Raw genomic sequence first — 24,850 nt, 5'->3', positions numbered from 1 at the left:
ATCCCAAGATGCCGCACCGCAGCAACTTCATCTTGCTCTTTAAACTCCGGGGTTTGGGGCAGCGCCCCAATCTGCCGCCCTGGCGGCTCATCCTGCATGCGCTTTAGCGCATTCATCAAGATCACCCGCGCTCATGAAAATAATCGTAAATCACCTGCGCCAAAGCAGCTGACACACCATCAACCGCTTTCAAATCCACCAAATTCGCACGCGCGACAGCCTTGGCCGATCCGAAATGAGCCAGCAACGCGCGTTTACGCCCTGCACCAACGCCGGGCACATCATCGAGCGGCGTTGCGCCAATCGCCTTGCTGCGTTTCGCGCGGTGCGTGCCAATGGCAAAACGGTGCACCTCGTCGCGCATACGCTGGATGAAATACAATACAGGATCATTATGGCGCAGCGCAAAGGGGCGCTGGCCCGTGCGGTAGAATTCTTCCTTGCCCGCATCGCGGTCCACGCCCTTGGCCACGCCCACCATCGGAATATCTCCGACGCCCAGCTTTTCCATAATCTCGCGTACCGCACTCACCTGCCCCGCGCCGCCATCGATCAGCAGCAAATCCGGCCAATCACCTTTCTCGCGATCAGGGTCTTCCTTCATCAACCGCTTGAATCGCCGCGCCATGACTTCCTTCATCATGCCAAAATCATCACCCGGCGTCAGATCATCGCCCTTGATGTTGAACTTGCGGTACGCGTTCTTGATGAACCCCTCAGGCCCCGCCACGATCATCCCGCCAACCGCGTGTGCACCCTGTATATGCGAGTTGTCGTAGACCTCGATCCGCGCGGGCACCTTTTCCAGTCCAAACGCTTCAGCGACCCCCTTGAGCAGTTTACTTTGCGCCTGCGTTTCCGCCATTTTACGCGCAAGGCTTTCGCGCGCATTGCGCAAAGCACCGTCCATGATTTCCGCTTTCTCGCCGCGCTGGGGCACGAGTATCTCGACCTTCTTGCCCAGCTTTTGCGCCAAAGCATTCAGCATCAAATCCTCATTTGCCAAAGCATGACTTAGCAAAATCTGCCGCGGCGGGTCTTTACTATCATAGAACTGACCCAGAAACGCCTCTATGACCTCTGCCTCGTCCACATCCGCCGCGAGGCGCGGATAGTAGTCCTTGTTGCCCCAGTTCTGGTTTGCGCGAATAAAGAAGACCTGCACGCAGGCCTGCCCACCCTCCATATGAAGCGCGATCACATCCGCCTCGGACACGCCGCGCGGGTTGATCCCTTGTGAGGTTTGCACCTGCGTTAACGCTCGAATACGATCCCGCAAAGCCGCTGCGCGCTCGAACTCCATTTCCTCGGAGGCTTTCGCCATCTGTTCAGCCAACTCGCCTTGCAGATCAGTCGATTTACCGGACAGGAACCGCTCCGCATCGCGCACGGTCTTGGCGTAGTCCGCCTCAGAAATTTTCCCAACGCAAGGCGCAGAGCAGCGCTTGATCTGATGCTGCAAACAGGGCCGCGTACGTACAGAAAAGCTCGAATCCGTACAATCGCGCAGTTGGAACGCGCGTTGCAACTGGTTCAGCGTGCGATTTACCGCACCTGCCGAAGCGAAGGGACCATAATACGCGCCCTTGTCCTTTTTGGCACCGCGGTGTTTGCGGATCATCGGATAGCCATGATCTTTGCTGACCAATATATTCGGGAAACTCTTATCGTCACGAAGCAGCACGTTATACTTGGGTTTCAACTGCTTGATCAGGTTTTGCTCTAGCAGCAACGCCTCTGTTTCTGTCCTGGTCGTCAGGAACATCATCGAGGTGGTCTGCGCGATCATTGTCGCGATGCGCCCCGAATGACCGCTCTCGCGCGCATAGTTAGACACGCGTGCCCGCAGGTTGCGCGCCTTGCCGACGTATAGAACGCGGCTCTGTTCGTCGAGCATGCGATACACACCTGGCGAGCTGTCAAGCGTCCTCAGATAGGCCTGAATCACGCTCGGTCCGCGCGGCGGGCTGTCACTCGTTTGATCTAGGGGTACGCTCATACCTCAGAGATATGATTCTTCATGTGGCGCTGCAATGGCTCAGTGCGCAGGGCAAGACAAAAGGCATCCACGTTTTCTGTGGATAACTCTGAGGGTAGTTTGCACCAATATGGGAATTTCCTTTAGTTTCGGCACACTTCACATGATTGCTCAAAAAACAGGCAGATATCTAAGTCATTGATTTTAAATAATAAATCAAAAGATATATTGTAAATTATTGAATTTGTTAAGGTTTTAGTAAGAATGATGACCGCCCTGAACCGAAAGTGCAAAACTTTTGCATCTATTAACCTAAGGGCAGCCTCGCAGCAGTGGCTACGCGCGCTCTAAAACAGCACGATCGCGATATAGCCTAGATAGGCAGCCGTCAGTGCGATGCCCCAGGGACGCGTGATATTCCAACCCCAGAACACGAATGGCAGGATCAGAACCGAAGCCCCCAGCATCACCCAAAGATCAAAGCGCAGAAACTCTGGCGCGACAGGAATAGGCCCGATCAGCGCCGCGATCCCGACAATCGCAAGCAAATTGAACATGTTAGAGCCGATCACATTACCCAGCGCAACATCTGCCTGACGGCGCAGTGCCGCCATGGTTGTCGTGGCAAGCTCCGGCAGGGACGTTCCAAGCGCAACAAGTGTCAGGCCGATCACCGTTTCACTCACGCCATATTCGCGCGCAATCAAGGATGCGTTGTCCACCAGCAAATCCGCGCCAAGCGGCAGGCCAACAAGGCCAAGCAGCAAGAACAAGATGATCTGCCACCACGCCATATTCGGGTCCGCGCCCTCGACCTCTTCCTCGTCCTCGACCGCCGCCAGCGCCGCGCCTTTGCGGTGTTGATGCGCATCGCGCAGAGCGTCCAGAAGAACGAACGCCAACGCCGCCAGCAAAACCATCGCCTGCCAAGTGCCGAAACTTCCGGTAAAGGCCAGCGCGATGAACAGAACGCTTGCGATCATCATGTAAACATAGGTTTTGCGCGTGTTGCACTCGGAGGTGTGCAGCGTTGCAAGGATTGCGGGAAAACCCAGAACCAAAAGGATATTGGCAGTATTCGAGCCAACAACATTGCCCATGGCGATGTCAGGCTTGTTCTCCAGCACAGAATTGATGGCGATCAACAACTCGGGCGCAGAGGTGCCAAAGGCCACGATGGTCAGGCTCACGATGAGCGCAGGAATGCCGACGCGCAAGCTCAGGTTTACTGCGCCCTTCACCAGCGCATCCCCTGCCAGCAGCAAGATCACCAACCCCAAAGCGCACAGAAGCCATGCCATCATGTTCTAGCCTTTTTTCTTGCTGCAGTTACACGGCCCGCGGCCGATCTTGTAACGCCCGCATCTCTTGCATTTCGCGTTTTGCAAACGCTTTTGCCCCGGAAACGTCAGCTTGCCGAACATCGCCAGCACACCCATTCCGATCAGGAAAAATGTAACAATCTTGAATATCACCTAAAGACCGTAGCGCGCGAACTCAGCGCGCTCCTCGATCCCTGCAAGCGCGTCCGTGGCAAGGCTCGCACCGAAGCGGCTCATCCAGCCGCGCTTGGGGCCGTAGCGGCGAAACTTCACCTTATCGCCAAAACGCGCCTTCATCGCCGGCACCAGATGCGCGATTCCGTCGATCAAGCCGACCTCCTGCGCCGCGCTGCCGATCCAGATATCGCCGGTGAACAAATCCTTGCTATCATCAAGCTTGTCGCCGCGTCGCTGCTGTACGTGGCGGATAAAATTGATGTGAATCTGCTCCAGCATCGATTTGAGCCGCGCTACATCCGCCTCATCCTGCGGCTGGAACGGATCGAGCATGGATTTGGACTTGCCCGCCGTATGCACACGCCGCTCGATTCCTTGGCGCGCGAGGAACACGTGCGCGCCAAAACCGGCCGAAATCACCCCGATAGAGCCAAGCACAGAGCTGTCGTCCGCATAAATCTCGTCCGCCGCCGCCGCGAGCCAATAGCCGCCCGAGGCTGCCACATCCTCGACGAAGGCATAAACCGGCACGTTCTTCTCCTGTGCGAGGCGAGATATGCGCGCGCCGATCAGCGAACTTTGCACGGGGCTTCCCCCGGGCGAGTTGATCTGTAGCGCTACCGCATCGGGCTTGCCGCGCGAAAAGGCTTTTTCGATCACAGGTGCCAGCGCCTCGTCACTGAGCGAGCCGCGCCCTCCCGTGCCGATCGCACCGGAGAGACGGATAACCGCGACCAAAGGGTCCGATTTCATGAAGGGAAGATAGCGTTTCATCAAGTCGATGTAGATCGCCGCAGCGCGCGAAACAAGGAGGGCGCAGGATATAATCTTGCGTGTCTCACTTACGAATGCGCCAGCCAGTTTTGAAAATCCACCAAACTGCGATCATGCACAGGCCGGTAAATCCTGCGATTGCCAGAAGGCTCAACCCGATCGGCACGTCCGCCATGCCGAAAAATGCCCACCGAAAGCCCGAGATCAGGTAGACCACAGGGTTGAACAGTGTGATCGTTTGCCAGACTGGCGGCAGCATCGAGATCGAATAGAACGAGCCGCCAAGAAACACCAAGGGCGTGACGATCAGCAGCGGTATGAGCTGGAGTTGCTCGAAATTCTGCGCCCAGATGCCGATGATGAACCCGAACAACGAAAAGCTGATGCAGGTCAGAACCATAAAGGCCATCATCGCAAAGGGATGCTGGATTTCCAGATCAACGAAGAGCGCAGATGTCGCAAGAATGACGATCCCGATGAACAGTGCCTTTGTCGCTGCGGCCCCAACATAGCCCAGAACGATTTCCAGAAAGTTGACGGGCGCGGAGAGCAACTCGTAAATCGTGCCGATGAATTTCGGGAAATAGATTCCGAAAGAGGCGTTGGAAATCGCCTGTGTCATTACGCTCAACATGATCAAACCGGGCACGATGAACGCGCCGTAGCTGACCCCGTCGACTTGGTCGATCCGGCTCCCAATCGCCGCACCAAAGACCACGAAATAGAGCGATGTGGAAATAACGGGCGAGATGAAGCTCTGCATCAGCGTGCGAAAGAAGCGTGCCATTTCAAAGGTGTAAATAGACCTGATTGCTTGCCAGTTCATGCTGCGTCCTCCGCGACGAGGCCGACGAAAATGTCCTCAAGACTCGATTGTTTGGTTTGCAGATCACGCATCACCATCCCCGCCTTGGACAAGTCCGCCAGCAATCCTGTGATGCCCGTGCGCTCTGATCTGGTGTCGTAGCTGTAGATTACCGCCATGCCATCGGCTGCGATGTCCAGATCATACCCCGCCAACGTGCTCGGCAATTTGCTCACAGGCTCGGTCAGATCAATCTGCAATTGCTTTTGCCCCATGCGCGTCATCAGCGCCTGCTTTTCCTCGACCAGCAACAATTCACCTTTGGCGATCACCCCGATACGGTCCGCAATCGCCTCTGCCTCTTCGATGTAATGCGTGGTCAGAATGATCGTCGTACCGCTGGCCTTCAGCCCTGCCACAATCTCCCACATGTCCTTGCGCAGCTCCACATCGACGCCCGCGCTCGGTTCATCGAGGAAGAGCACTTCGGGTTCATGGCTCAGCGCCTTGGCAATCAAAACGCGCCGCTTCATACCGCCCGAAAGCTCCATGATCCGGCTGTCCTTCTTGTCCCAAAGGGAAAGTTGGCGCAGAGTTTTCTCCAAGAACGCATCGTCCTTGGGCTTGCCGAAAAGCCCGCGTGAAAAACGCACGGTGTTGATCACCCGCTCGAAAGGCTCAAGGTTGATCTCTTGCGGGACAAGGCCAATCATCCGGCGCGCCTCGCGGTAGCCGGTGACGATATCATGCCCGCCCACAGTGACGGAGCCGCTAGTGCCCTCGGTAATCCCGCAAATCGTGGATATCAGCGTGGTCTTGCCAGCGCCATTCGGCCCCAACAGCGCCAGTATCTCGCCCTGCTCGATCTCAAGGCTCACACCGCTCAGCGCTTCGAACCCGTCGTCGTAGCGCTTGACCAAGTCACGCACGCTCAAAATCGCTGCCATATCCATACCCCTTGTTTGCGCCGTCCCTATCCGCTTCGCACGCCAGTCGCAATTGAGCTAGCACCGCGCGCACCGTAACGATAGGCATAAGCCCATGGCACAGCGCGACTCCTCCACCCTTGGTATCTTTTTCATTCTGATCGGCATGGCCGCCATTTCCGTCAACGACATGCTGATCAAGCAACTCTCGGGCGGATATCCACTGCATCAACTGGTGTTCACGCGCTCGTCCATCGGCATCCTGTTTTCGATCGTTTTCCTGCAGCTTGAAGGCGGCTGGTCCCTGCTCAAGACCTCGACCCCCGGCCTGCACCTGCTGCGCGCGATGATGATCGTCATCTCCAATATGTCGTTTTTCGCCGCCATCGCCGTGCTACCATTGGCGGAAACCACCGCGCTGTTCTTTGCTGCGCCTTTAATGATCACGCTGCTCTCGATCCCGATCCTTGGCGAAAAAGTCGGCCCCATGCGGCTCTCGGCGGTGCTCGTCGGTTTTGTCGGCGTTTTGATCATGCAAAGACCGTGGCAAAGTCTTGCGGACACGGATGTGAACCGCATCGTTTTGCTGCTGCCCGTTCTTGCTGCGCTGACCTATGCGATCAATCAGGTGATGACCCGCAAGCTCGGGGTGTCCAGCAAAGCCTCCGCACTGGCGATCTATATCCAGGTCACCTTCATCTGCGTGTCGTCCCTGTTCTACCTTGTCGCCGGCGACGGGCGCTATGCCGAGGGTGTCGAGAACGGCGCGGTCGTGTTCTTGCTGCGCGCATGGGTCTGGCCCGAGGCCGCAGACTGGCCGCTTCTGATTGGCCTTGGTTTCATGTCGGCGATCGTCGGTTACTGCCTCAGTCAGGCCTACCGCGTCAGCAGCGCCGCGACCGTTGCGCCGTTCGAATATGTCGGCCTGCCGCTGGCGGTGTTCTGGGGCTTCGTCATCTTCGGCGAGTTGCCCGACCTCGCCGTAACGCTGGGCATCATCCTGATCATGGGTGCGGGCTTGTTCGTGTTTTTGCGCGAACGCGCCCTCGCGCGGCGCATCACCCGCCCTACAAATATGCGCCGCTAGGCACGCATGTAGGCGTCGACGCGCGCCGCTTGATCCTTGCTAAGACGCAGACCCAGCTTGCTGCGCCGCCACAGCACATCCTCGCCCGCGCGCGCAAACTCATGGGTCTTGAGCCAGTCGAGCTCGGCACCAAAAAGGCTTGCACCAAAATCCTCACCAAGGTCTGCAAGCACCTCTGCATCGCCCAGCACGTTGCGCGTTTCGGTGCCATAGGCGCGTACCATCCGCTGCGCCCAGCGCGCATCGAGAAACGGATATTCGCGCTGCACATCCGCGATCAACGCATCGACGCCGTCCACCGCAAAATCACCGCCGGGCATCGCGATGCCAGCGGTCCAATTGCCACCAAGCCCTTCGAACTGCGTGGCAATCTTTGCCAAAGCGCTTTCCGCGAGGCGGCGATATGTGGTGATCTTGCCGCCAAAAATATTGAGCAGCGGCGCGCCCGTGTCATTAAGTTTCAGCGTATAATCCCGCGTCAGCGCAGAGGCGTTTTGCGCTCCGTCATCATATAGCGGGCGCACGCCGGAATAAGTCCAGACGATCTGATCCCGCGTCACCGGCTTGGTGAAATACTGTGATGCGAAATCACACAGATACTGTTGCTCTTCGGGAGTGCAAACAGGCGCGTCATCGGGATCGTTATGATCTGCGTCGGTCGTTCCGATAAGGGTGAAATCCCCCTCATAGGGAATGGCGAAAATGATCCGCCCGTCCTCGCCCTGAAAGAAATAGCATTTGTCATGATCATAGAGCTTGGGCACCACGATATGGCTGCCGCGTACCAAACGAGCGCCCTCGCGGCTATTGAGGCCAAGAGTGCCGTTCAGCACATCGCCAACCCAAGGTCCTGCGGCGTTAACGAGCATCCTTGCCGTAACCTCGCGGGTCTCCCCGCTGGCACGATCCTGAAGCGTCACAGTCCAATGATCCGCGCCGCGCTTTGCCCCCACCACCTTGGTGCGCACCATAATCTGCGCGCCGCGCGCATGCGCATCGCGCGCGTTCAACACAACAAGGCGGGAATCCTCGACCCAGCAATCGGAATATTCGAACGCCTTCGCAAAACGCTTTTGCAACGGCGCACCCTCTGGGCCGGTGACTAAATCCAGCGTCGAGGTGGCAGCCAAAATATTGCGCCCCCCAAGGTGGTCATACATGAAAAGGCCCATACGGATCAGCCACGCGGGGCGGCGTCCTTTCATCCAAGGCATCACAACATTCAAAAGTTTGGAGGTCGGCGTCGCATTCTCAAACCGCATGTCCTTGTGATAGGGCAGCACAAATCGCATGGGCCATGAAATATGCGGCATGGCGCGCAGCAGTGTTTCGCGCTCGATCAGCGCTTCGCGCACGAGACGCACCTCGAAATACTCCAGATAACGCAGCCCGCCGTGAAACAGCTTGGTCGAGGCGCTGGAGGTGGCCGACGCCAGATCATTCATTTCCGCAAGGCCGACGCGAAGGCCGCGCCCCGCCGCATCGCGCGCTATGCCGCAGCCGTTGATACCGCCACCGATGATGAGCAGATCGAAATCTAGGTCTTGCGCCATGGGACTCTCTTTTCAAGGATTGCCGCAGGTTTTAGCGCAAACATTGTTTGGCCTAAAGAGCCAATGTACCAACGCTACCGCCGCCGCACACATATAGTGTCTGGCCCGTCACGAACCCGTTCTCGGGATCGCAAAAATAGAGAAATGCGTTGGAAATATCGCGCACCGTGCCAAGGCGGCCCACGGGAATGCGCTTGGCGAGTTCCTCCTCGCGCGCGCTCCCCTTCTCGATGATACCCCAGAAGTTATCCGTTTGCACTGGCCCCGGCGCGACCACGTTTACCGTGATTCCATGCTGCGCCAGTTCCAGCGCCCAAGTGCGCGCCATGCCGATGATGCCCGCTTTTGTCGCCGAATAGGCCGTGCGCGTGGGCACGCCAAGCGCCGCGCGCGAGCCGTTGAACAGGACACGGCCAAATTGCTTTTGCTTCATATTTGGCAAGCAAGCCTGAAGCAGAGTAAGCGCGCAACCAAGATGCAGTTGCGTCAGCCCCGCCAGATCGCTCGGCTTGGCGTCCTCCACCAAATTCGGCCAGATCATTCCAGCATTGTGGATCAGGTGCGAGACCTCATGCTGCGCTACAATCTCTGCCGCTGCTTGCTCGGTTGCGCCTGCATCCAGCAGGTCCACTTCCACATGCACCAATTTGGCGTCTGACCACTCTGGCGCACCGCGCGACAGGGACACCACGGTGTAACCCTTTTCAATCAAGCGCCGCCCAAGGTCCGCGCCAATACCTTTGCTGCCGCCCGTGATGATCGCTGTATGCGTGCTCATGCGGTCACCAATGCCAGCACACGCAAAGGACTGCCTGTGCCGCCTTTAATCTTGAGCGGCGGCGCGATCAGCAAAGCGCCTGTTGCAGGCAGTTGATCCAAGTTGCGCAAGCATTGCAGCCCGAATTTGCCCGCCCCGTGCAGCAGGTAATGCGCAGGATAGGGCGGCACATAATGCGCGCCTTGCCCTGCGTCCGTGCCTACGGTTTCCGTGCCAAATCCGCGAATATCACGCTTGAGCAGCAACTCGATTGCCGCAGGCGTTGGACCGGGCGAATGGGGTCCATCTTCGGCCATATTCAAATATGCCGCACCGCTTTTCTTCGACCAATCCGTGCGCATCAAAACCCAAGCATCCGCAGGAATTGCCCCGTGCTCGGCTTCCCAATCCTCGATGATCTCGGGCGTCAATTCAAAGTCAGCATCGCGCGCGGCGCCGTCCGAGCAATCAATCACCACGACAGGTCCAACGAACACGCGCGGGTCGATTTCGTCCACCGCGCCATTCGGGACATCCTTGCCCGACACCCAATGGCTTGGCGCATCGAAATGCGTGCCTGTGTGTTCATTCAGCGTGATATTATGCCACTTCCACGCAGGGCCGCGATGATCATATGCGCTTACCTCTTCCATGCGAAAGCGTGCGCATTGGCCAAACTCTGGCGGCAGAATAATCACCGGAAAATCAGGATCGAGCGTGTGGGTCAGATCGACGATCTTCGCCTGCCCGCTTGCCAGTGCCTCTGCCATACTTACAATTGCATCGCTCATGATCCTCCCCCCGTGATTTCCCGCTCCAAAAGCAGCGCATCCGTTTGCCAACGCGCATAGACGTCGCGTGCTATGTCGCCGCATGTGACCTCTTCAAGCCCGTCGACCAGACCTTGCACACAAGCGCGCGCGATGGCGTTTGGTGTCACTTTAGGCGGTGGCAGCGGTTGGAACCACGGATCGTCTTCGATCGGGCCGATGTAGAGGTTCATAACCCTAAGGCCAGATCCACGAAACTCAGCCCGCATAGTTTGCGAGATCGAGCGCGCAGCCGCTTGCGAAGCACCAAACGCGCCGTAGCTCGGGTCTGGCATGAGCGCTTGCACCGAGAGGATATTCACGAACGCGACCGCAGAATTGATGCCGTCTTGCACACGGGCGGCCATGCCTGGGCCAAAGCCTTGCGCAAGGCGCATCAACCCCAGCGTGTTCACCTCAAATGTTTCGCGCGCGAAACTTGTGTCATTATCCACAATTCCACCGGGGCGTGTATAGGTGGCGGTGTTGATCAGAATATCGACCTTACCACCAATTTCTGCGCTTAGCTTGGCGATAGAAGATGTGTCCGTCACATCAAGCGGCAGGATAGACACGTTTTCCATTCCCTCAAACGCTTTGCGCTCTGGCCAGCTAAGCCATGCTTCGGGTTCGCCCAGAAACACATGGCTCGCCCCCGCGTTCAACAGCGCATGCGTTAGCGCCAAAGCCATCGGCGCGCGCGCATTACTGATCAGGATACGTCGTCGCTTGGGATCACAGGACATGGCGCGCAGCGTTGGATCGTCTTGCATGTGTTCGCTTCCTTTAAGCGGCAGCGCGATCAACACGCCCTGCCCTGCCTTATCCAGTTTCAGCGCCATTTTAACGCTATCGCCGCGACCCACTTCGCCGTGCAAATGGCAATTCAGCGTAGGTCCTGCATCCAGCCTTACCGATCCCATGCGCCATGGCATGCGTTCACGAAAATATGGCTCGGGCGAGACACGAATGGTTGTTTCCGCTAGAATTGTGCCGCTCGGGTCAACGTCTTGCCAGGGCAAATCATCGCTTAGGCATTTGTGGCAGGCATCGCGCGGTGGATATTGCACGGCAGCGCACGCAGCGCAGATCTGCAAGCCAAAGCGCCCTTGCGCGGCCATAACGCCCAACCCCAGCGATGCACGTGAACGCGCCATGGGTGGCAAGGTCGGTACGAGCGTGCGCTTTTGCGGGTCTTTCTTTGGCGGGAACGGCAGTGCGTTTGTCATGCGCTTGCCCCCGTGATGATCGCGGCGGACGAACATAACCCGCGATCATAATTGATCACCCCGAAGCCCGACACCAACGCGCGGCGCGCCGCGTCAACCTGCGTTACACTCGCTGTGCCCGTCACTTGACGGATCGCCTCGACAAGGCCAAGATAACCACCCGCCGCGCCCGCTTGCCCGACCGAGAGCTGCCCGCCCGACGTGTTATGGGGGAAATCCCCCCCGATGGTCAGGTCATGTTTTTGCACAAATTCCGCTCCCTCGCCTTTGGCACAAAAGCCGAGGTCCTCGAATTGCATCATGCAGATTACAGGATAGTCGTCATAGGTTTGCAGCAGATCAATCGCTTCTGGGCCATGACCGGCCATTGACCAAAGATCGTCGATATCCACCGCCCAGCCGCCGCGCAGCTGGATCGGATCATCGGGAAACGCATTGGTGCGCTCGATCGTGCTGGCAATGCGCGCAAAGGGCAGGCCTTTGGCAATCGCCGCTGCCTCTCGCATCATCACAAAAGCCTCAGCGCCGGCGCAGGGCATAACGCAATCGAACAGACCGATGGGATCGGAAATCATCCGCGCATCCATGTATTGATCAAGACTTAGGGGCTTTTTCATAACAGCTTGCGGGTTGCGCAGGGCATTGGCACGCTGCGCCACGGCGATGCGCCCAAAGTCCATCCGCGTAGCGCCGAATTCGGCCATATAGGCGTCTTGCAAAAGTGCGAAACTGGCGTTGGGCCCCCCGAAACCATAGGGGAATGTCGCGTCCATTGCGAAACGCGAAAAGGCGCTCAACAAGTTGCGAAAGCTGTCGATGCGGTTGGTGTCGCCGGACACACAAGCGACGGCGTCCACATCGCCCGCTTGGATCGCACGTGCAGCGCGGCGCATGGCGATCACGCCGCAGGCCCCGCCCATGGGAACCGTGTCGAGCCAACGCGGCGAAATGCCAAGATGCTGGGTGAGGCCAACAGGCGTGTCGGGCGCGAGGGTGAAACTGGAGACGGACAGACCGTCAATTTCTCGGGGCGTCATCTGAACCTTGCCGAGCGCTTCACGCAAGGCTTTGGCGATCCACCAATGGGCAGTCTCATTCGTGTAGCGAACGTAGGGAACCGAGACTGGCGCAGTCAGAACGACCCCCTCGTAGGATTGGCGATTCATGCTTTTATCCGCTTCTTGAGATGGCGCAAATCAATGGTTGCGGGATCGCCTAGCAAAGTATTCGCAAGTGTTTTCAGCGTCGCACGTTGCAGTTTTTGCGTGGCTGTGACGGGCAATTCTTCGACGAATGCGATATAGCCCGGTGCTTTGTAGTAAGCGAGCTGGCGCAAGCACCACTGCGTAATTTCTATAGCCATTTCAGAGGTTCCAGCGCCTTTTGGCACGATACAGGCAAAGACTTCATCGCCGCGAATTCCATCAGGGACAGCAGCGACCGCGACACTTTTGATTGATGGATGCTTGGCCAACGCACTCTCGACCTCGACCGCTGCGATATTCTCGCCCGAGCGGCGGATCACGTTCTTTTTGCGATCCACAAAATACATGGTGCCATCCGCTTCGCGGCGCACGATATCACCTGTGTGGAACCAGCCGCCTTGCCACGCTTCATCTGTTGCAGCCTGATTTTTGAAGTATCCCGCGAAGAAACCTTTGCGCGGATCCGCACCTGCGGCACGCACCAGTAGCTCGCCGTGATCACTGTCCTTGCCCGCGTCATCCACAAGGCGCGCCTGCACTTTTTCATCAGGGCTACCAATTGAGCTTTTGCCAATCACACGCGGCTCGCGGTTGGCGCAGATCGTGCCGCCTGCGCCTGTTTCGGTCATGGCCCAGCCCTCGGAAAGCGGAAAGCCGAAACGCTGCTCGAAGGCGGCATGGAGCTTGGGGTCAATGCCTGCACCAAAACCAAACCGTATCGTATGGTTTATATCTTGCGCACTCGGCTCTGCCCCCATCAGCATGGAGGGCATCACGCCTAGGTAGTGCAGGCAGGTCGACTTGGATCGTCTGACGCTGTCCCACCATGTGCTCGGATGGAAGCGGTCCAGCGCTGTGAGGCAGCCACCCACGGCAACCATCGCCATGAAGGAAAACGCCATGGCGTTCATGTGGAAGATCGGGAGCGGGGTGATCATCCGTTCATGATCCGTGGTGATCGCGCAAATACCCGTTGCGGCGCTGTACCAGCGGCCTGCCTCGATGAAATATTCATTCGTCAGGATGCAGCCTTTGGGCTGGCCTGTGGTGCCCGATGTGTAGAGAAGCGCCGCCTCTGGATCGCCACCACGCGCCGCGATGCACATGTCGGTTTGGGCGTGAGGAAGAGAGCCGTGAGGCTCCATGACGGCCATGTCCACACCCGCACTTTTGGCGGCCTTGCGCAGCTCTTTGCTGCGATGTGCAATGCAGATCGCAAGCACGGGTTCCGCATGGTTGATCATGTAGGACAGTTCTGCTGCGCGCAGATCGGGATTGATCGGAACGACTGAAACTCCAATCGCATTGCACGCGAGAAACCAGAGGAAATAGTCGGGACGGTTCTCTAGCAGCAGCATGACGCGCTGGCCTTTGCGATAGCCTGCCGATTTGAGTTGCGCCACGTAGGAGCCAACCTGCACCAGTGCCCTAGCGTAGCTGATCTCACCTGCCTCGATATCATAAATCTGCGCTGTTTCAGGCATCACGTTCAGGAATGGGCGATCTGGCCACTGCGCTGCACTATCGCAGAACGCGCCGTAAACGGTGTCCGCCGTGATCATGGCAAAAGCTGGATGTTGCGAAACGCGGCATCGCTGTTCAGCAGATCAACGCGCTTGTTCGCGATGCGCAGCGCGCCGTCCACCAAGGCAAGGTCGTGCCGCGCGGTCAAGGCGAGCAATTGTTGCTCGTCCAGCCGCGTTTCGACGTAGTGCATGGAGGTGTTGGTCACAAAGGTATCGCCGTTCATTTCATCCACGAAGGGGCGCTGGATCACGTGGTGGCAGCGGCTTTTGGGCTTTTGCGAAAACGTGCGCGCACCGTTCAGGCGCTCGACCCGCAACTTGAGCATAAACATATCTTCATAGAGCAAGGAGGTCTGATTGATCGGGTCGGTTTGCTTGTATTCCAGCGGCATCCAATAGTGCCCATCTGGCAGCCAGAGCGCGAGCCATTCGCTATAGCGCCCCTCATCGAGCATGCGTGCTTCATCGTAGATAAAGTCGATAATTTGCTCCTTGGAGACACTCATGTCCTTGCCCTCCCCCCATAGGTCATGAACTTGCGCCACGCATCGAACTGGTTGCGCATTTGTCGCTCTGTCGTGCCATTCAGAACCGCCTCTTGCGAGAAATCCTCGTCCTCCTCCAGTAGGCGCTGGATATTGACCCATTCCATGCCATTCGCGTGCAAACCTTCCTGCGCGCGCTCGTACATTTCCAGATCATCATGGCCAACGATAGAGGTCGGCGCGTTGATCATGCGGTTATACATCGCCGTACGCGCGGTTAGCTCGTCCGGCGCGCCCACAAGGCGGTAGATGTAGCTTTCTACGATGGTTTTATCGGCAGCGAGCGGGATAAAATTGCGCAATTGCTGGATCGGGCCTTTGATCATGATATTGGGGAAATAGACCGTGTTGTGGCGGTTTTCGCCTAGAATTTCTTTGGCCTTTTCTTCGCCATAGGCCGCGCTCATTGCCTCGAAGTAGCCCGCAATGGCGGAATAATCCGAGTGGATCGAGTGGTTTACGCCCGTGTGCCCATGCCCGTTGGGCCATGTGCGGATGCCCATGCCCTCGAAAAACTCGTAAGGGCTCATGAAAGGCGCGATAATTTCCATCGCAGCAGGTTTTGGCGCGCCCTCTGGCAGGTCCAATTCCTCATAGAGTTTGACCGCCGTCCCCGCGCTGGACTCGTGGGCGACCATAGGGTGACAGGTGTCCGTCTGGTTCTCCACCAGCATTTTCCAGTTGCAGTGATGCAGATAGCGCAGGGGCGAGCCGACTACTTCGAGCCGACCCTCGGGCGAGCGATCGACCATGTTGTCGAGCGAGGAAAGGCTATCGCCAAAGAACTCCTCGAAGCTGATCCCCGCTTCGGCAAGGCGCGCGAAGATGAAGCCACGGTAGTTCTTGACCGCGCCGACGGCCTTCATGCCTTTGCCGCTATCGGTCTTTTCAAGCCCAGTGCCCTCATAACCCTTTTTCAGCGGAATCGCGAGCAGGCAGCCATCGGTTTTGAACGACCATGCGTGATAAGGGCAGCGGAAAAACTTACCCGTATTGCCTTGGCGATCAATGACAATCTTGGTGCCCTTATGAGGGCAGCGATTGTAGAGCACATGGATTTCATCCGCCTTGTGGCGCACTTGAATGACCGGTTGATCGCCGATCTGCGTGGCGAAGTAATCGCCTTTTGCGGGGGTCTGGCTTTCGTGGCCGACAAAGACCCAGGCGTTGGTAAAGACATGGCGCATTTCCAGCGCATAGACCTCTTGATCGATATAAACATCGCGGTGGACCTGATGGGGCTGTACCAGATTGGCGGCAGCGTTCGGATTGCCAGTGTAGATACCCATGTCGTCCCCCTAAATATCCAAGATCAAACGCGCGGATTTCGCACGGCTGACACAGATTTGCATGACCTCGCCTGAGGCGCGCTCCGCCTCGCTCAGAACGACGTCGCGGTGATCGGGCACCCCCTCAAGAACATCACATTGGCAAATGCCGCAATCGCCACGTTGGCAATCATACATCACATCCACGTCGTTTTCTTCCAGAACATCAATGATGGTTTTACCCGCCGGAATGGTGAACACGCGGCCATCGTTGATCTGCACGTCGAAGGCCGTATCGCCCGCCTCTGCGGCGACCGCCTCGAACAGTTCGAAATGGACACGCCCGGGGGCGATGCCCGCCGCCTCGGCCTTGGCGCGCACGCCATCTATCATCCCGCGCGGACCGCACACATAGAGCTGGGCCGCATCAAGCGAGGCGATGACCGCGTCCAGATCCAGAGCGCCATCGCGATCATCAAAGTGCAAACGCATCTGCGCACCCAGCAGCGCTTGCAAGTCGCGCGTATAGGCCATGTCGTGCTCGCTTCGGCCTGCGAAAATCATCGAGACTTGCTGATCAGCGGCGCTTAGTGCGCTGGCCATGGAGATCATCGGCGTGATCCCGATCCCCCCCGCGAGCAGCACCGCCGGCTGCGAAATGTCCACAGGAAAATCATTTTTCGGAGCGCTGAAACTGAGCGTGTCGCCCACCAAGAGCCCGTGCATGAAGCGCGAGCCGCCTGCGCCCCCGTCCTCGCGCTGCACGGCGATACGATAGAGTGCAGGCGCACGGTTTTGCGCATCGAAACTGATCAGCGAATAAGAGCGCGTACCGCCCTCGGGCAGATCAAATTGCACATGCGCGCCAGCCTCGAAATCCGGCAAGGCTGCGCCGTCCACAGCGCCAATCCCGAACGCGGTGATGCGATCACTGAGCGCCGTAACCTCCAAAACCTTGCCTGTAATCTTTTGCATGCTGGCTCCTCCACTGGTAAACAATATGAATTTTCATATAATATCGGTCAAGGTATTTTTATCCAATGTGCACTGCGCTCGGGCATTGACTCTAAACGCGGCGCGCCGTGTGGTGGTCTTGTAATGGCTTTGAACAATGCAAGGCGCAGCATTTGAAACACTTCAACACCACAGATCAAACGGACCAGCCGCGCAAGACTGGTTTTGTCGATGACTACCTGCTCTATCTGCTCGCGGCGGCCAGCGACGCTGCCAGCGCGCAGTTTCATGCCCATGTGCGAAAGGCAGGCCTTCGGGTACCCGAATGGCGCGTGCTGGCCTGCCTGAACGATCAGGACGGCGCAATGATCACGCATTTGGCGCAGATCGCTCTGGTCGAGCAATCACGCCTCACCCGCATCATCGTGCAAATGGAGGAGCGCGGCCTTGTGCAGCGCGCAAACGATCCATCCGACGGGCGGCGCGTGCGCATCTACCTGAGCGATGCCGGACGCAGCTTGATTACATCGGTGATTCCCGAAGCGCGCGCGCATGAGCAGGCACTTCTGGCGCAACTGGGCGAGGATGGCGGCACTGCATTGAAGCAGGCCCTGCACAGATTACTGGAAACGCTGGCACAACAGAAAGGGGGCGACAATTAACCGACCAAGCGGTCTAGAAAACAGTTTGCAAACGCCAAAAAATATGCTTGCATGAAAATACATATATTTATTTCGAGCGGTGAAACACACCGCCAGGCCACCGTAACTTGATCAATGGGAGAACGATCAGATGAGTAAATTCACCAAAATTCTAAGCAGCGCAGCGCTAGCGATCACCACCGCCACAAGCGCATTTGCCGCCGATAACATCACCATTTCCACTTGGCTGCCGCCGACACATCCCGTGAACACGGGCATGTTCGCGCAGCTCAGCGAAATGATGGCAGAGGCGAGCGGCGGCAAGATCACCACCGAGCTCAAGAGCGGCCTTGCTTCTCCGCCCGCGCAAATGGACCTTGTTCTGGACGGCGCAGCGGACATCGCAATCTTGTTCCATGGCTACACGCCGGGTCGCTTCGTCGGCACGAAGCTGGTGGAAATTCCCGGCTATACAGGCAACGCCGAAGCGGCCTCCGTCGCGCATTGGCGTGTGCATGACGCGATGCTGAAGGATCTGAACGAGCATCGCGGCGTCAAAGTTATCGCCCTTACGACGCACGGCCCGGGGCAAATCCACTCGAACAAGGCCGTGACGACGCTGGCTGATCTGAACGGTCTCAAGACGCGCCTCGGCGGCGGCGTTTCCGCCGATGTGGGCGCAGAGCTTGGCCTTGTGGGCATTCAGGTCCCAGCGCCCAAAGTCTACGAAACGCTGGACAGCGGCGCGGCGGACGCAGTCGCGATGAACCTTGGCGAGCGGATCGGCTTCAGGCTCAACGAGGTGGCCAAGAACGTCTATGAAATGCCCGGCGGTCTTTATCGCGGCTCTTTCTCGGTGATCATGAGCCAGGAGAAGTTCGACAGCCTGCCTGCCGACGTGCAGGCTGCGCTGGACGAGTCCGTCTTTGGCGAAGCAGCATCGCGCATGATGGGCGCGGTCTGGGATGAAAGCGACGATGCCGCGCGCAAGTTGACGATGGAAACGGCGGACAACACTATTGTTGAAGCCAGCGCAGAAGATCAGGCCGCCTTCGCTGCGATCGCGGATAAGGTACGCGCCAAGATCATCGCGGAAATCACCGAAGCGGGCGTCGACGGCCAAGCAGCCTACGAGATGATGGTCAAGGAAATGGCCGCCGCATCGATGTAAGCGCAGCGCTATGACCAACGCGGGCGCGCCCCTTTAATAAAGGCGCGCCCGCTTCTACATCCACCCCTTGCAAGGACGCCGCCCCATGCAGCCCGCATTCCGCTTTCTCAAGGCGCTCTCGCATGTGCCGATGATCGTCGCCTCCATCGCGCTTTTCGCGTTGATGAGCCTGACTTTTGCCGACGTGCTGATGCGCTCGATCTTCAACGCGCCGATCGAGGCTGCGACCGAATTGATCCGCATGGGCATCGCGCTGGTGGTCTTCGCCGCCCTGCCCGTTCTATCGGCGCGCAACGGTCATATCGCGGTCGATCTGCTGGACGGCCCGTTTCAACGCTGGGGGCTGGAACGCGCGCGCGACGCGGTGGTCGCCCTTGGCTGCGGCGCGATGCTGTGGTGGCCCGCAGGGCGTATCGTCGATCTGGCAGAGCGCGCGCGCGGCTACGGCGACGTCACCGAATACCTCGAAATCCCGACCTTTTACGTGGCCTATTTCATCGCAGCGATGACCTATGTCACTGCGTTCGCACTGTTGGGGCGCGGCTTGCTTCATATTTTCGCACCAGACACGTTGAGGCCTCATCATGGTTGAATCCGCAATCGGCTTTGCCGCCGTCTTTATACTCGTCCTGCTGCGCATTCCGATCGCTTTCGCGATGGGCCTCGTGGGGATGATCGGGCTTGCCTATGAAACCAGCTATCGCGCTGCGATTTCCATGGTGGGCCGCCTGCTGATCGACACCTCGCAGGATTACGGCCTCTCGGTGATCCCGCTGTTCATTCTGATGGGCCTGTTCGTCAACAAAGGCGGGATCAGCCGCGAGCTATACAATGTCTCCAACGCCTTCCTCGGACATTTTCGCGGCGGCCTCGCGATGGCGACGATCGTCGCCTGCGGCGGCTTTGCGGCAATCTGCGGATCGTCCCTTGCCACGGCGGCGACCATGTCAAAAGTCGCGATGCCGGAGATGCGCAAATATGGCTATTCCGACAGCCTTTCCACCGCCTCGATCGCAGCGGGCGGAACCCTGGGCATTCTGATCCCGCCCTCGGTCATTCTGGTGATTTACGGATTGCTGACGGAAACCTCCATCGGCCAGCTTTTCGTGGCGGGCATCATTCCCGGTATCTTGGGCATCCTTCTCTACCTCGTCGCGGTGCGCATCACAGTCGCGCGCAACCCCGAATCCGGCCCTGCGGGTCCGCGTACAAACTGGCGCGAGCGCGCAAGCGCGCTGAGCCATGTCTGGGCGGTTTTGCTGCTGTTCGGCCTTGTCATCGGCGGCCTTTACGGTGCCCTGGATTTCTGGCCGCTCCACCTCGCCTTTTCCCCGACCGAAGCGGCGGGCATGGGCGCAGCGGGTGCCTTCCTGATCGCGCTCGCGCGCGGCGGCATCAACTGGAGCGCGATGCGTGAAGTTCTGGAGGAAACCACACTGACCACGGCATCCTTGTTTGCAGTCCTCATCGGCGCTTGGATTTTCTCGAACTTCGTCAACCTTGCAGGCCTGCCCGAAGGATTGCTGGCACTCGTCACCGCGCTGGAGTTGGGGCCATGGGTCGTGATGGGCATGATCATCCTGATCTACCTGCTTTTGGGCTGCATTTTCGAGAGCATGTCGATGCTTTTGCTCACTGTTCCGATCTTTTTCCCGCTGGTGACAAGCCTTGGCTTTGATCCGGTCTGGTTCGGTATCGTCGTGGTGGTCGTCGTGGAAATCAGCCTGATCACCCCGCCTGTGGGATTGAATGTCTTTATCTTGAAAGGGGTGGTGGGCGATGTATCAACGGGAACGATTTTCCGCGGTGTAACACCCTTCTGGCTGATGGATATCGTGCGCCTGATCTTGCTGCTGATGTTCCCGATGCTAGTGCTATATCTGCCCTCACAAATGTAGTGCCGTCACACAGATTTAATTGCAAACGCATGTAAGTTGCGTTACATCGGATTTATGACATCTGATCCGGAAAACCTGAGCGCGCTTGGCTTAGAAAACTATGTGCCCTACCTGATGAACCGCATCATGGGGCGCTACAACTCAGCGCTCAGCACGGAAATCAGCGCGCTTGGCCTGAGCACACCCAAACTGCGCGCGCTGGCGGTTCTGAGCGTGCAAGACGATTTGCTGATCCGTGAATTGGCGGTCTATGCAGTAATCGAGCAATCCACCCTCAGCCGCGCGCTTGACGGATTAGAGCAAGACGGGCTGGTGCAACGCGCGCCCGATAAAAGTGATGGCCGCGCCTTTCGCGTAAAGCTGACGCAGGCGGGACACGACGCCCATGCGCGCCTCTGGCCCCACATGATGCAGGCGAGCGAGGCGATGTTCACAGGTATATCGAAGGCCGAGCGCGAGGCGTTGACTGTGACTTTGCAAAAGATGCTGCGCAACATTCGCAAGCACGATTTTTAGGGGGCCGTCATGGCAGAGAGATCATTCAAGGCCGAGGTCGAGCATCTACGCAAGGGCGACGGCGAGACCTTCACGGGCGAGGGCATTCTGGCGATCACCAAGGCGCTGCTGGAAAACGGCGTTGGCTATGTCGGCGGCTATCAGGGCGCGCCGATTTCGCATCTTATGGATGTTCTGGCCGATGCAGAGGATTTAATGGGCGAACTTGGCGTGCGTTTTGAGGCCAACGCGTCAGAGGCGGCGGCAGCGGCAATGCTTGCCGCGTCGGTGCACTACCCCATTCGCGGCGCTGTGACGTTCAAAGGACCTGTCGGGGTCAATGTCGCCTCCGATGCGATTGCCAACCTGAGCTCGTCAGGCGTGACCGGCGGCGCGCTGATTATCGTCGGCGAGGATTACGGCGAAGGCTCGTCGATCATGCAAGAACGCAGCCACGGGTTTGCGATGAAATCGCAGTTCTGGCTGCTCGATCCCCGCCCCAACCTGCCCTCGATCACCAAGGCGGTGAAGGACGGGTTCGAGCTGTCCGAGGCGAGCAACACCCCTGTGATGCTGATGGTGCGCATTCGCGCCTGCCATGTGACGGGCAGCTTTGAGACCCGCGATAACCAGCGTCCACCGCTAACCGTTAGGGACGCGCTCGCCAATCCGCAGAGCGATTTCAAACGCGTGGTTCTGCCGCCGTGGAGCTATGTGCACGAGCAGGACAAGATCAACAATCGCTGGCCGGATGCGGAACGGTTCATCGTTGAAAACAAGCTGAACGAACACTTCGGCCCGCGTGACGCCCCGCTTGGCATAGTGCTGCAAGGGGGCATGTATAACGGCGTGATCCGCGCGCTTCAGCGCCTTGGGCTGGCTGATATTCATGGTAACTCGGACATTCCTTTATATGTGCTGAACGTCACCTATCCCATTGTGCAAAGCGAATTTGATACGTTCTGCGACGGCAAAGATCATGTAATGGTCGTAGAAGAAGGCCAGCCCGATCACATCGAACAACAGCTTGGCAGCTTCCTCTATAAAGCAGGCCGCAGCGTCAAATTGCACGGCAAGGACGTGCTGCCCATGGCCGGCGAATACACAGGCGCTGTCATGCTCGACGGGGTCACGGCGTTTTTGAAACAGGCCGCACCGGACATGTTGCCGGCGCATGTGCGCGCGCCGAACATGGACGCGCCCGCGATCCCTGATCTAAGCAAAACCGTCCCGATCCGCCCGCCGGGTTTTTGCACAGGCTGCCCCGAGCGTCCGATTTTCGCAGCTATGAAACTGACACAGGAAGAACTGGGCAAGCACCAGATCACTGGCGATATCGGGTGCCACTTGTTCGGCTCGCTGCCGCCGTTCGAAATTGGCGGCGCGACCATGGGCTATGGACTAGGCCCTGCGGCGAACGCGGCCTTTGACGGGGGCGGCGAGAAGCGTGCAATCTCGATGCTCGGTGATGGCGGATTCTGGCACAATGGGCTGAGCAGCAGCATTGGCAATATGGTGTTCAACAAATCGGACTCTGTTGCCGTGATCGTGGACAATTACTATTCTGCCGCAACGGGCGGTCAGGATGTGATGTCCTCACGTGCTGAAAATGGTAGCAAGGCGACAGGCAATCCGATTTCCAAGGCCCTCGAAGGGGTCGGCGTGAAATGGGTGCGCCAGATTGATAACACCTATGACGTTGGCAAAATGCGTGAGGTTTTGCACGAGGCGCTGACGACGGACTACGACGGGCCCAAGGTGATCATCGCGAGTTCTGAGTGTATGCTGAACAAACAACGCCGCGAAAAACCTTTGCGTGCCAAGGCGATCAAAGAGGGTCGCCGCGTGGACGTGCCGCGTTTCGGCGTAGATGCGGATGTGTGCACGGGCGATCATGCCTGTATGCGGCTGTCTGGCTGCCCATCTTTGTCCCTGAAAACGCTGGATGATCCGCTGCGCGATGATCCCGTGGCGCATATTGATCAAAGCTGTGTGGGCTGCGGAAATTGCGGCGAGGTGGCTGATACGGCGGTGCTTTGTCCGTCGTTTTATCAGGCGGATGTGGTGCATAATCCAAGTCCATTCGAGACGTGGCGCGCAGGGCTGCGCGCTCGGCTGATCTGCTGGCTACAAACCCGCCGTGATGCCAAGCGATTGCGCCTGAGCGGAAGCGCAACATGAACGCGCTTTTGTCGGATCGCGGCGCAGATACGCAGACTGCAGCCATCGTGAAAATCGCGGTCATGGCCGTTGGTGGACAGGGCGGAGGAGTGCTTACGTCATGGATTGAATCCCTTGCGCGCACCCAGGGCTATGTATGCCAAGCCACCTCCGTCGCCGGGGTCGCCCAGCGCACGGGATCAACGATCTACTACATTGAAATGACGCCCGAAACAGGCGCGCAACCTGTCTTTGCCCTTGCCCCGTCCGGCGGCGATGTAGATGTTCTGATCGCCTCTGAAATGATGGAAGTGGGCCGCGCGATCCTGCGTGGGTTTGTGACGCCGGACCGCACAACGCTGATCGGCTCCACCCACCGCGCGCTTGCCGTCAGCGAGAAAACCATGCCCGGCAATGGCATGGCCGACGCCGCCGAGGTGCGCGCAGCGGCGGAAGTGGCAGCGCAAAACCTGATCCTTGCGGATATGGACAGGCTGGCGAGCGATCAAGGCTCTGTCATTTCTTCCTCGCTCTTCGGGGCGCTGGCGGGATCAGGTGCCTTGCCCTTTGCGCGCGCAGCCTACGAGGAGGCGATCCGCGCCTCTGGCAAGGGGGTCGAGGCCTCTCTGAAGGCTTTCGCGGCAGGCTATGACGCGGCCCAGCGCGGCGCAGAGCCGATGGCGAGCAAGCAGTCTGAGGCGGCGCAAGTGATTATCGGACCAGCGGCGCAGATGCGAGCGTGGAGCGCGCTTGAGGCCCGCGCGGCCCAAGTGCCGGAGACCGTGCAACCTATGGCGTTGGCAGGCCTCGCCAAAACAGTGGATTTTCAGGATTGCGCCTATGGCGCGCTCTACCTCGACCGCCTCGATCAGATCATTGCGCGCGACAGCGCGGCGAACGACTGGCGACTTTCGCAAACGGCGGCGAAATATATTGCCAATGCAATGTGTTACGACGATATCATTCGCGTTGCGGATCTGAAAACCCGCGCGCCGCGAATGCAGCGGATTCGCAGTGAAATGGGCACTCGGGATGAAAACGTTATGCAGTTGACCGAGTATTTCCATCCGCGCGCAGAGGAAGTCGCAGGCATGCTTCCCGCCAAGATGGGCGCGCGGATGCAACGCAACCCACGATCCATGGCCCGCCTTGAGCGCTGGTTCGGCAAGGGGCGGCGACTGCGCACCGACACTTTGCCCGCCTTCGCGATGCTGCATGTTCTGGGCGGGCTCAAATCCTACCGCTTGAAAACCTACCGACATGCCCTGGAAGTGGCGCATCTGGAGGAATGGCTTTCGCAAGCGCTCGCACCGCTGGAAAGCGACTATGCGCTCAGCGTCGAGCTGCTGAAGAACCGCCGCGTGATCAAGGGCTATTCGGACACGCACACGCGCGGCCTTGGCAAGTTCGACAGGCTGATGGGCGCAGCGCAGCTTTTGCAAGGGCGCGAGGATGCGGCAGAGTGGATGCACCGACTGCGCGAAGCGGCTTTGCAAGATCCCGAAGGCAAAGCGCTGGACGGTGCCCTCGAAACCGTGAAATCCTTTGCCTAAAACAAAAAGGCCATCCC

The 24,850-nt window shown here is 58.4% G+C and carries 22 protein-coding genes; 8 read left to right on the top strand and 14 right to left on the bottom strand.

The genetic code is table 11. The annotated features are described in order from the left end of the window. Positions 1-121 precede the first annotated feature (121 nt). The 5 genes from uvrC to B9P63_RS12710 all read right to left on the bottom strand — a co-directional run bounded on the left by uvrC (position 122) and on the right by B9P63_RS12710 (position 6,003). Positions 122-1,999 (bottom strand): excinuclease ABC subunit UvrC, encoded by a 1,878-nt coding sequence (uvrC, locus tag B9P63_RS12730; RefSeq protein WP_085309385.1) that lies wholly within the window; start codon positions 1,997-1,999, stop codon positions 122-124. A 326-nt stretch (positions 2,000-2,325) separates the two neighbouring features. Then, on the bottom strand, positions 2,326-3,282 hold the full coding sequence (locus B9P63_RS12725) for a calcium/sodium antiporter (protein ID WP_176219157.1): 957 nt from the start codon (positions 3,280-3,282) through the stop codon (positions 2,326-2,328). A 171-nt stretch (positions 3,283-3,453) separates the two neighbouring features. Continuing rightward, positions 3,454-4,251 (bottom strand): S49 family peptidase, encoded by a 798-nt coding sequence (locus B9P63_RS12720; RefSeq protein WP_085309384.1) that lies wholly within the window; start codon positions 4,249-4,251, stop codon positions 3,454-3,456. 64 nt (positions 4,252-4,315) lie between these two features. Next, a complete protein-coding gene (locus B9P63_RS12715; protein ID WP_085309382.1) occupies positions 4,316-5,077 on the bottom strand; it encodes an ABC transporter permease in 762 nt (253 codons plus the stop codon). Next, positions 5,074-6,003 carry an ABC transporter ATP-binding protein gene (locus tag B9P63_RS12710; RefSeq protein ID WP_085309578.1) on the bottom strand — a complete coding sequence of 310 codons (930 nt, stop codon included), beginning with the start codon at positions 6,001-6,003 and terminating at the stop codon, positions 5,074-5,076. Before B9P63_RS12710 ends, B9P63_RS12715 begins: the two co-directional genes overlap by 4 nt. A 94-nt stretch (positions 6,004-6,097) precedes the next feature. On the opposite strand from B9P63_RS12710, the gene B9P63_RS12705 reads away from it, so the two are divergent. Next, positions 6,098-7,069 carry a DMT family transporter gene (locus B9P63_RS12705; protein WP_085309380.1) on the top strand — a complete coding sequence of 324 codons (972 nt, stop codon included), beginning with the start codon at positions 6,098-6,100 and terminating at the stop codon, positions 7,067-7,069. Here the strand turns inward: B9P63_RS12705 and glpD are convergent. From glpD to B9P63_RS12660, 9 genes are read right to left on the bottom strand one after another with little or no spacing between them, the layout of a single operon-like run. Beyond that, positions 7,066-8,622 carry a glycerol-3-phosphate dehydrogenase gene (gene glpD / locus B9P63_RS12700; protein ID WP_085309379.1) on the bottom strand — a complete coding sequence of 519 codons (1,557 nt, stop codon included), beginning with the start codon at positions 8,620-8,622 and terminating at the stop codon, positions 7,066-7,068. The genes B9P63_RS12705 and glpD overlap by 4 nt on opposite strands. Before the next feature lie 52 nt (positions 8,623-8,674). Next, a complete protein-coding gene (locus B9P63_RS12695) occupies positions 8,675-9,400 on the bottom strand; it encodes an SDR family NAD(P)-dependent oxidoreductase (RefSeq protein WP_085309377.1) in 726 nt (241 codons plus the stop codon). Next, positions 9,397-10,170: a cyclase family protein gene (locus B9P63_RS12690; protein ID WP_085309375.1), complete on the bottom strand. Its 774-nt coding sequence runs from the start codon at positions 10,168-10,170 to the stop codon at positions 9,397-9,399. Before B9P63_RS12690 ends, B9P63_RS12695 begins: the two co-directional genes overlap by 4 nt. Beyond that, a complete protein-coding gene (locus B9P63_RS12685) occupies positions 10,167-11,417 on the bottom strand; it encodes an SDR family NAD(P)-dependent oxidoreductase (protein WP_085309576.1) in 1,251 nt (416 codons plus the stop codon). Before B9P63_RS12685 ends, B9P63_RS12690 begins: the two co-directional genes overlap by 4 nt. Further along, positions 11,414-12,583: a thiolase family protein gene (locus B9P63_RS12680; protein WP_085309373.1), complete on the bottom strand. Its 1,170-nt coding sequence runs from the start codon at positions 12,581-12,583 to the stop codon at positions 11,414-11,416. Before B9P63_RS12680 ends, B9P63_RS12685 begins: the two co-directional genes overlap by 4 nt. Beyond that, on the bottom strand, positions 12,580-14,184 hold the full coding sequence (locus B9P63_RS12675; protein WP_085309371.1) for an AMP-binding protein: 1,605 nt from the start codon (positions 14,182-14,184) through the stop codon (positions 12,580-12,582). The genes B9P63_RS12680 and B9P63_RS12675 overlap by 4 nt, the downstream gene beginning before the upstream one ends. Further along, positions 14,181-14,654 carry an aromatic-ring-hydroxylating dioxygenase subunit beta gene (locus B9P63_RS12670; RefSeq protein ID WP_085309369.1) on the bottom strand — a complete coding sequence of 158 codons (474 nt, stop codon included), beginning with the start codon at positions 14,652-14,654 and terminating at the stop codon, positions 14,181-14,183. The genes B9P63_RS12675 and B9P63_RS12670 overlap by 4 nt, the downstream gene beginning before the upstream one ends. Beyond that, positions 14,651-15,982: an aromatic ring-hydroxylating dioxygenase subunit alpha gene (locus tag B9P63_RS12665; protein ID WP_085309367.1), complete on the bottom strand. Its 1,332-nt coding sequence runs from the start codon at positions 15,980-15,982 to the stop codon at positions 14,651-14,653. Before B9P63_RS12665 ends, B9P63_RS12670 begins: the two co-directional genes overlap by 4 nt. 9 nt (positions 15,983-15,991) lie before the next feature. After that, on the bottom strand, positions 15,992-16,936 hold the full coding sequence (locus tag B9P63_RS12660) for a PDR/VanB family oxidoreductase (RefSeq protein ID WP_085309365.1): 945 nt from the start codon (positions 16,934-16,936) through the stop codon (positions 15,992-15,994). A 152-nt stretch (positions 16,937-17,088) separates the two neighbouring features. Here B9P63_RS12660 and B9P63_RS12655 point away from each other — a divergent pair, with 152 nt between their 5' ends. The 7 genes from B9P63_RS12655 (at position 17,089) to B9P63_RS12625 (ending at position 24,833) form a co-directional block, all read left to right on the top strand. After that, positions 17,089-17,577: a MarR family winged helix-turn-helix transcriptional regulator gene (locus B9P63_RS12655; protein ID WP_085309575.1), complete on the top strand. Its 489-nt coding sequence runs from the start codon at positions 17,089-17,091 to the stop codon at positions 17,575-17,577. Between the two features lie 130 nt (positions 17,578-17,707). Further along, positions 17,708-18,727 (top strand): TRAP transporter substrate-binding protein, encoded by a 1,020-nt coding sequence (locus B9P63_RS12650; protein WP_085309363.1) that lies wholly within the window; start codon positions 17,708-17,710, stop codon positions 18,725-18,727. 85 nt (positions 18,728-18,812) lie between these two features. Beyond that, positions 18,813-19,319, top strand: coding sequence for a TRAP transporter small permease (locus tag B9P63_RS12645; RefSeq protein WP_085309361.1), 507 nt, complete (start codon positions 18,813-18,815; stop codon positions 19,317-19,319). Continuing rightward, positions 19,312-20,625 (top strand): TRAP transporter large permease, encoded by a 1,314-nt coding sequence (locus B9P63_RS12640; RefSeq protein WP_085309359.1) that lies wholly within the window; start codon positions 19,312-19,314, stop codon positions 20,623-20,625. Before B9P63_RS12645 ends, B9P63_RS12640 begins: the two co-directional genes overlap by 8 nt. A 54-nt stretch (positions 20,626-20,679) precedes the next feature. Continuing rightward, complete coding sequence (locus tag B9P63_RS12635; protein ID WP_085309357.1) at positions 20,680-21,141, top strand: MarR family winged helix-turn-helix transcriptional regulator; 462 nt, start codon at positions 20,680-20,682, stop codon at positions 21,139-21,141. A 9-nt stretch (positions 21,142-21,150) separates the two neighbouring features. After that, the gene (locus B9P63_RS12630; protein ID WP_085309355.1) at positions 21,151-23,301 is read left to right on the top strand and encodes a thiamine pyrophosphate-dependent enzyme; all 2,151 of its coding nucleotides are present in this window, start codon (positions 21,151-21,153) and stop codon (positions 23,299-23,301) included. Further along, positions 23,298-24,833 (top strand): indolepyruvate oxidoreductase subunit beta family protein, encoded by a 1,536-nt coding sequence (locus tag B9P63_RS12625; protein ID WP_085309353.1) that lies wholly within the window; start codon positions 23,298-23,300, stop codon positions 24,831-24,833. Before B9P63_RS12630 ends, B9P63_RS12625 begins: the two co-directional genes overlap by 4 nt. Positions 24,834-24,850: the final 17 nt, after the last annotated feature.

Origin of the sequence: Planktotalea arctica, from assembly GCF_002105285.1 — a bacterium.
GTDB lineage: Bacteria > Pseudomonadota > Alphaproteobacteria > Rhodobacterales > Rhodobacteraceae > Planktotalea > Planktotalea arctica.
Note: the sequence above shows the minus strand (reverse complement) of the source record. Positions and strands in the feature narration are given on the sequence as shown.

What these genes read in the sequence shown, in the direction of transcription:
- B9P63_RS12675 (WP_085309371.1), bottom strand. Translation starts at nt 14,184, where the DNA reads ATGATCACGGCGGACACCGTTTACGGCGCGTTCTGCGATAGTGCAGCG.
- B9P63_RS12710 (WP_085309578.1), bottom strand. Translation starts at nt 6,003, where the DNA reads ATGGCAGCGATTTTGAGCGTGCGTGACTTGGTCAAGCGCTACGACGAC.
- B9P63_RS12670 (WP_085309369.1), bottom strand. Translation starts at nt 14,654, where the DNA reads ATGAGTGTCTCCAAGGAGCAAATTATCGACTTTATCTACGATGAAGCA.
- B9P63_RS12705 (WP_085309380.1), top strand. Translation starts at nt 6,098, where the DNA reads ATGGCACAGCGCGACTCCTCCACCCTTGGTATCTTTTTCATTCTGATC.
- glpD (WP_085309379.1), bottom strand. Translation starts at nt 8,622, where the DNA reads ATGGCGCAAGACCTAGATTTCGATCTGCTCATCATCGGTGGCGGTATC.
- B9P63_RS12720 (WP_085309384.1), bottom strand. Translation starts at nt 4,251, where the DNA reads ATGAAACGCTATCTTCCCTTCATGAAATCGGACCCTTTGGTCGCGGTT.
- B9P63_RS12645 (WP_085309361.1), top strand. Translation starts at nt 18,813, where the DNA reads ATGCAGCCCGCATTCCGCTTTCTCAAGGCGCTCTCGCATGTGCCGATG.
- B9P63_RS12690 (WP_085309375.1), bottom strand. Translation starts at nt 10,170, where the DNA reads ATGAGCGATGCAATTGTAAGTATGGCAGAGGCACTGGCAAGCGGGCAG.
- B9P63_RS12695 (WP_085309377.1), bottom strand. Translation starts at nt 9,400, where the DNA reads ATGAGCACGCATACAGCGATCATCACGGGCGGCAGCAAAGGTATTGGC.
- B9P63_RS12725 (WP_176219157.1), bottom strand. Translation starts at nt 3,282, where the DNA reads ATGATGGCATGGCTTCTGTGCGCTTTGGGGTTGGTGATCTTGCTGCTG.
- B9P63_RS12635 (WP_085309357.1), top strand. Translation starts at nt 20,680, where the DNA reads ATGACATCTGATCCGGAAAACCTGAGCGCGCTTGGCTTAGAAAACTAT.
- B9P63_RS12650 (WP_085309363.1), top strand. Translation starts at nt 17,708, where the DNA reads ATGAGTAAATTCACCAAAATTCTAAGCAGCGCAGCGCTAGCGATCACC.
- B9P63_RS12680 (WP_085309373.1), bottom strand. Translation starts at nt 12,583, where the DNA reads ATGAATCGCCAATCCTACGAGGGGGTCGTTCTGACTGCGCCAGTCTCG.
- B9P63_RS12640 (WP_085309359.1), top strand. Translation starts at nt 19,312, where the DNA reads ATGGTTGAATCCGCAATCGGCTTTGCCGCCGTCTTTATACTCGTCCTG.
- uvrC (WP_085309385.1), bottom strand. Translation starts at nt 1,999, where the DNA reads ATGAGCGTACCCCTAGATCAAACGAGTGACAGCCCGCCGCGCGGACCG.
- B9P63_RS12660 (WP_085309365.1), bottom strand. Translation starts at nt 16,936, where the DNA reads ATGCAAAAGATTACAGGCAAGGTTTTGGAGGTTACGGCGCTCAGTGAT.
- B9P63_RS12665 (WP_085309367.1), bottom strand. Translation starts at nt 15,982, where the DNA reads ATGGGTATCTACACTGGCAATCCGAACGCTGCCGCCAATCTGGTACAG.
- B9P63_RS12715 (WP_085309382.1), bottom strand. Translation starts at nt 5,077, where the DNA reads ATGAACTGGCAAGCAATCAGGTCTATTTACACCTTTGAAATGGCACGC.
- B9P63_RS12630 (WP_085309355.1), top strand. Translation starts at nt 21,151, where the DNA reads ATGGCAGAGAGATCATTCAAGGCCGAGGTCGAGCATCTACGCAAGGGC.
- B9P63_RS12625 (WP_085309353.1), top strand. Translation starts at nt 23,298, where the DNA reads ATGAACGCGCTTTTGTCGGATCGCGGCGCAGATACGCAGACTGCAGCC.
- B9P63_RS12685 (WP_085309576.1), bottom strand. Translation starts at nt 11,417, where the DNA reads ATGACAAACGCACTGCCGTTCCCGCCAAAGAAAGACCCGCAAAAGCGC.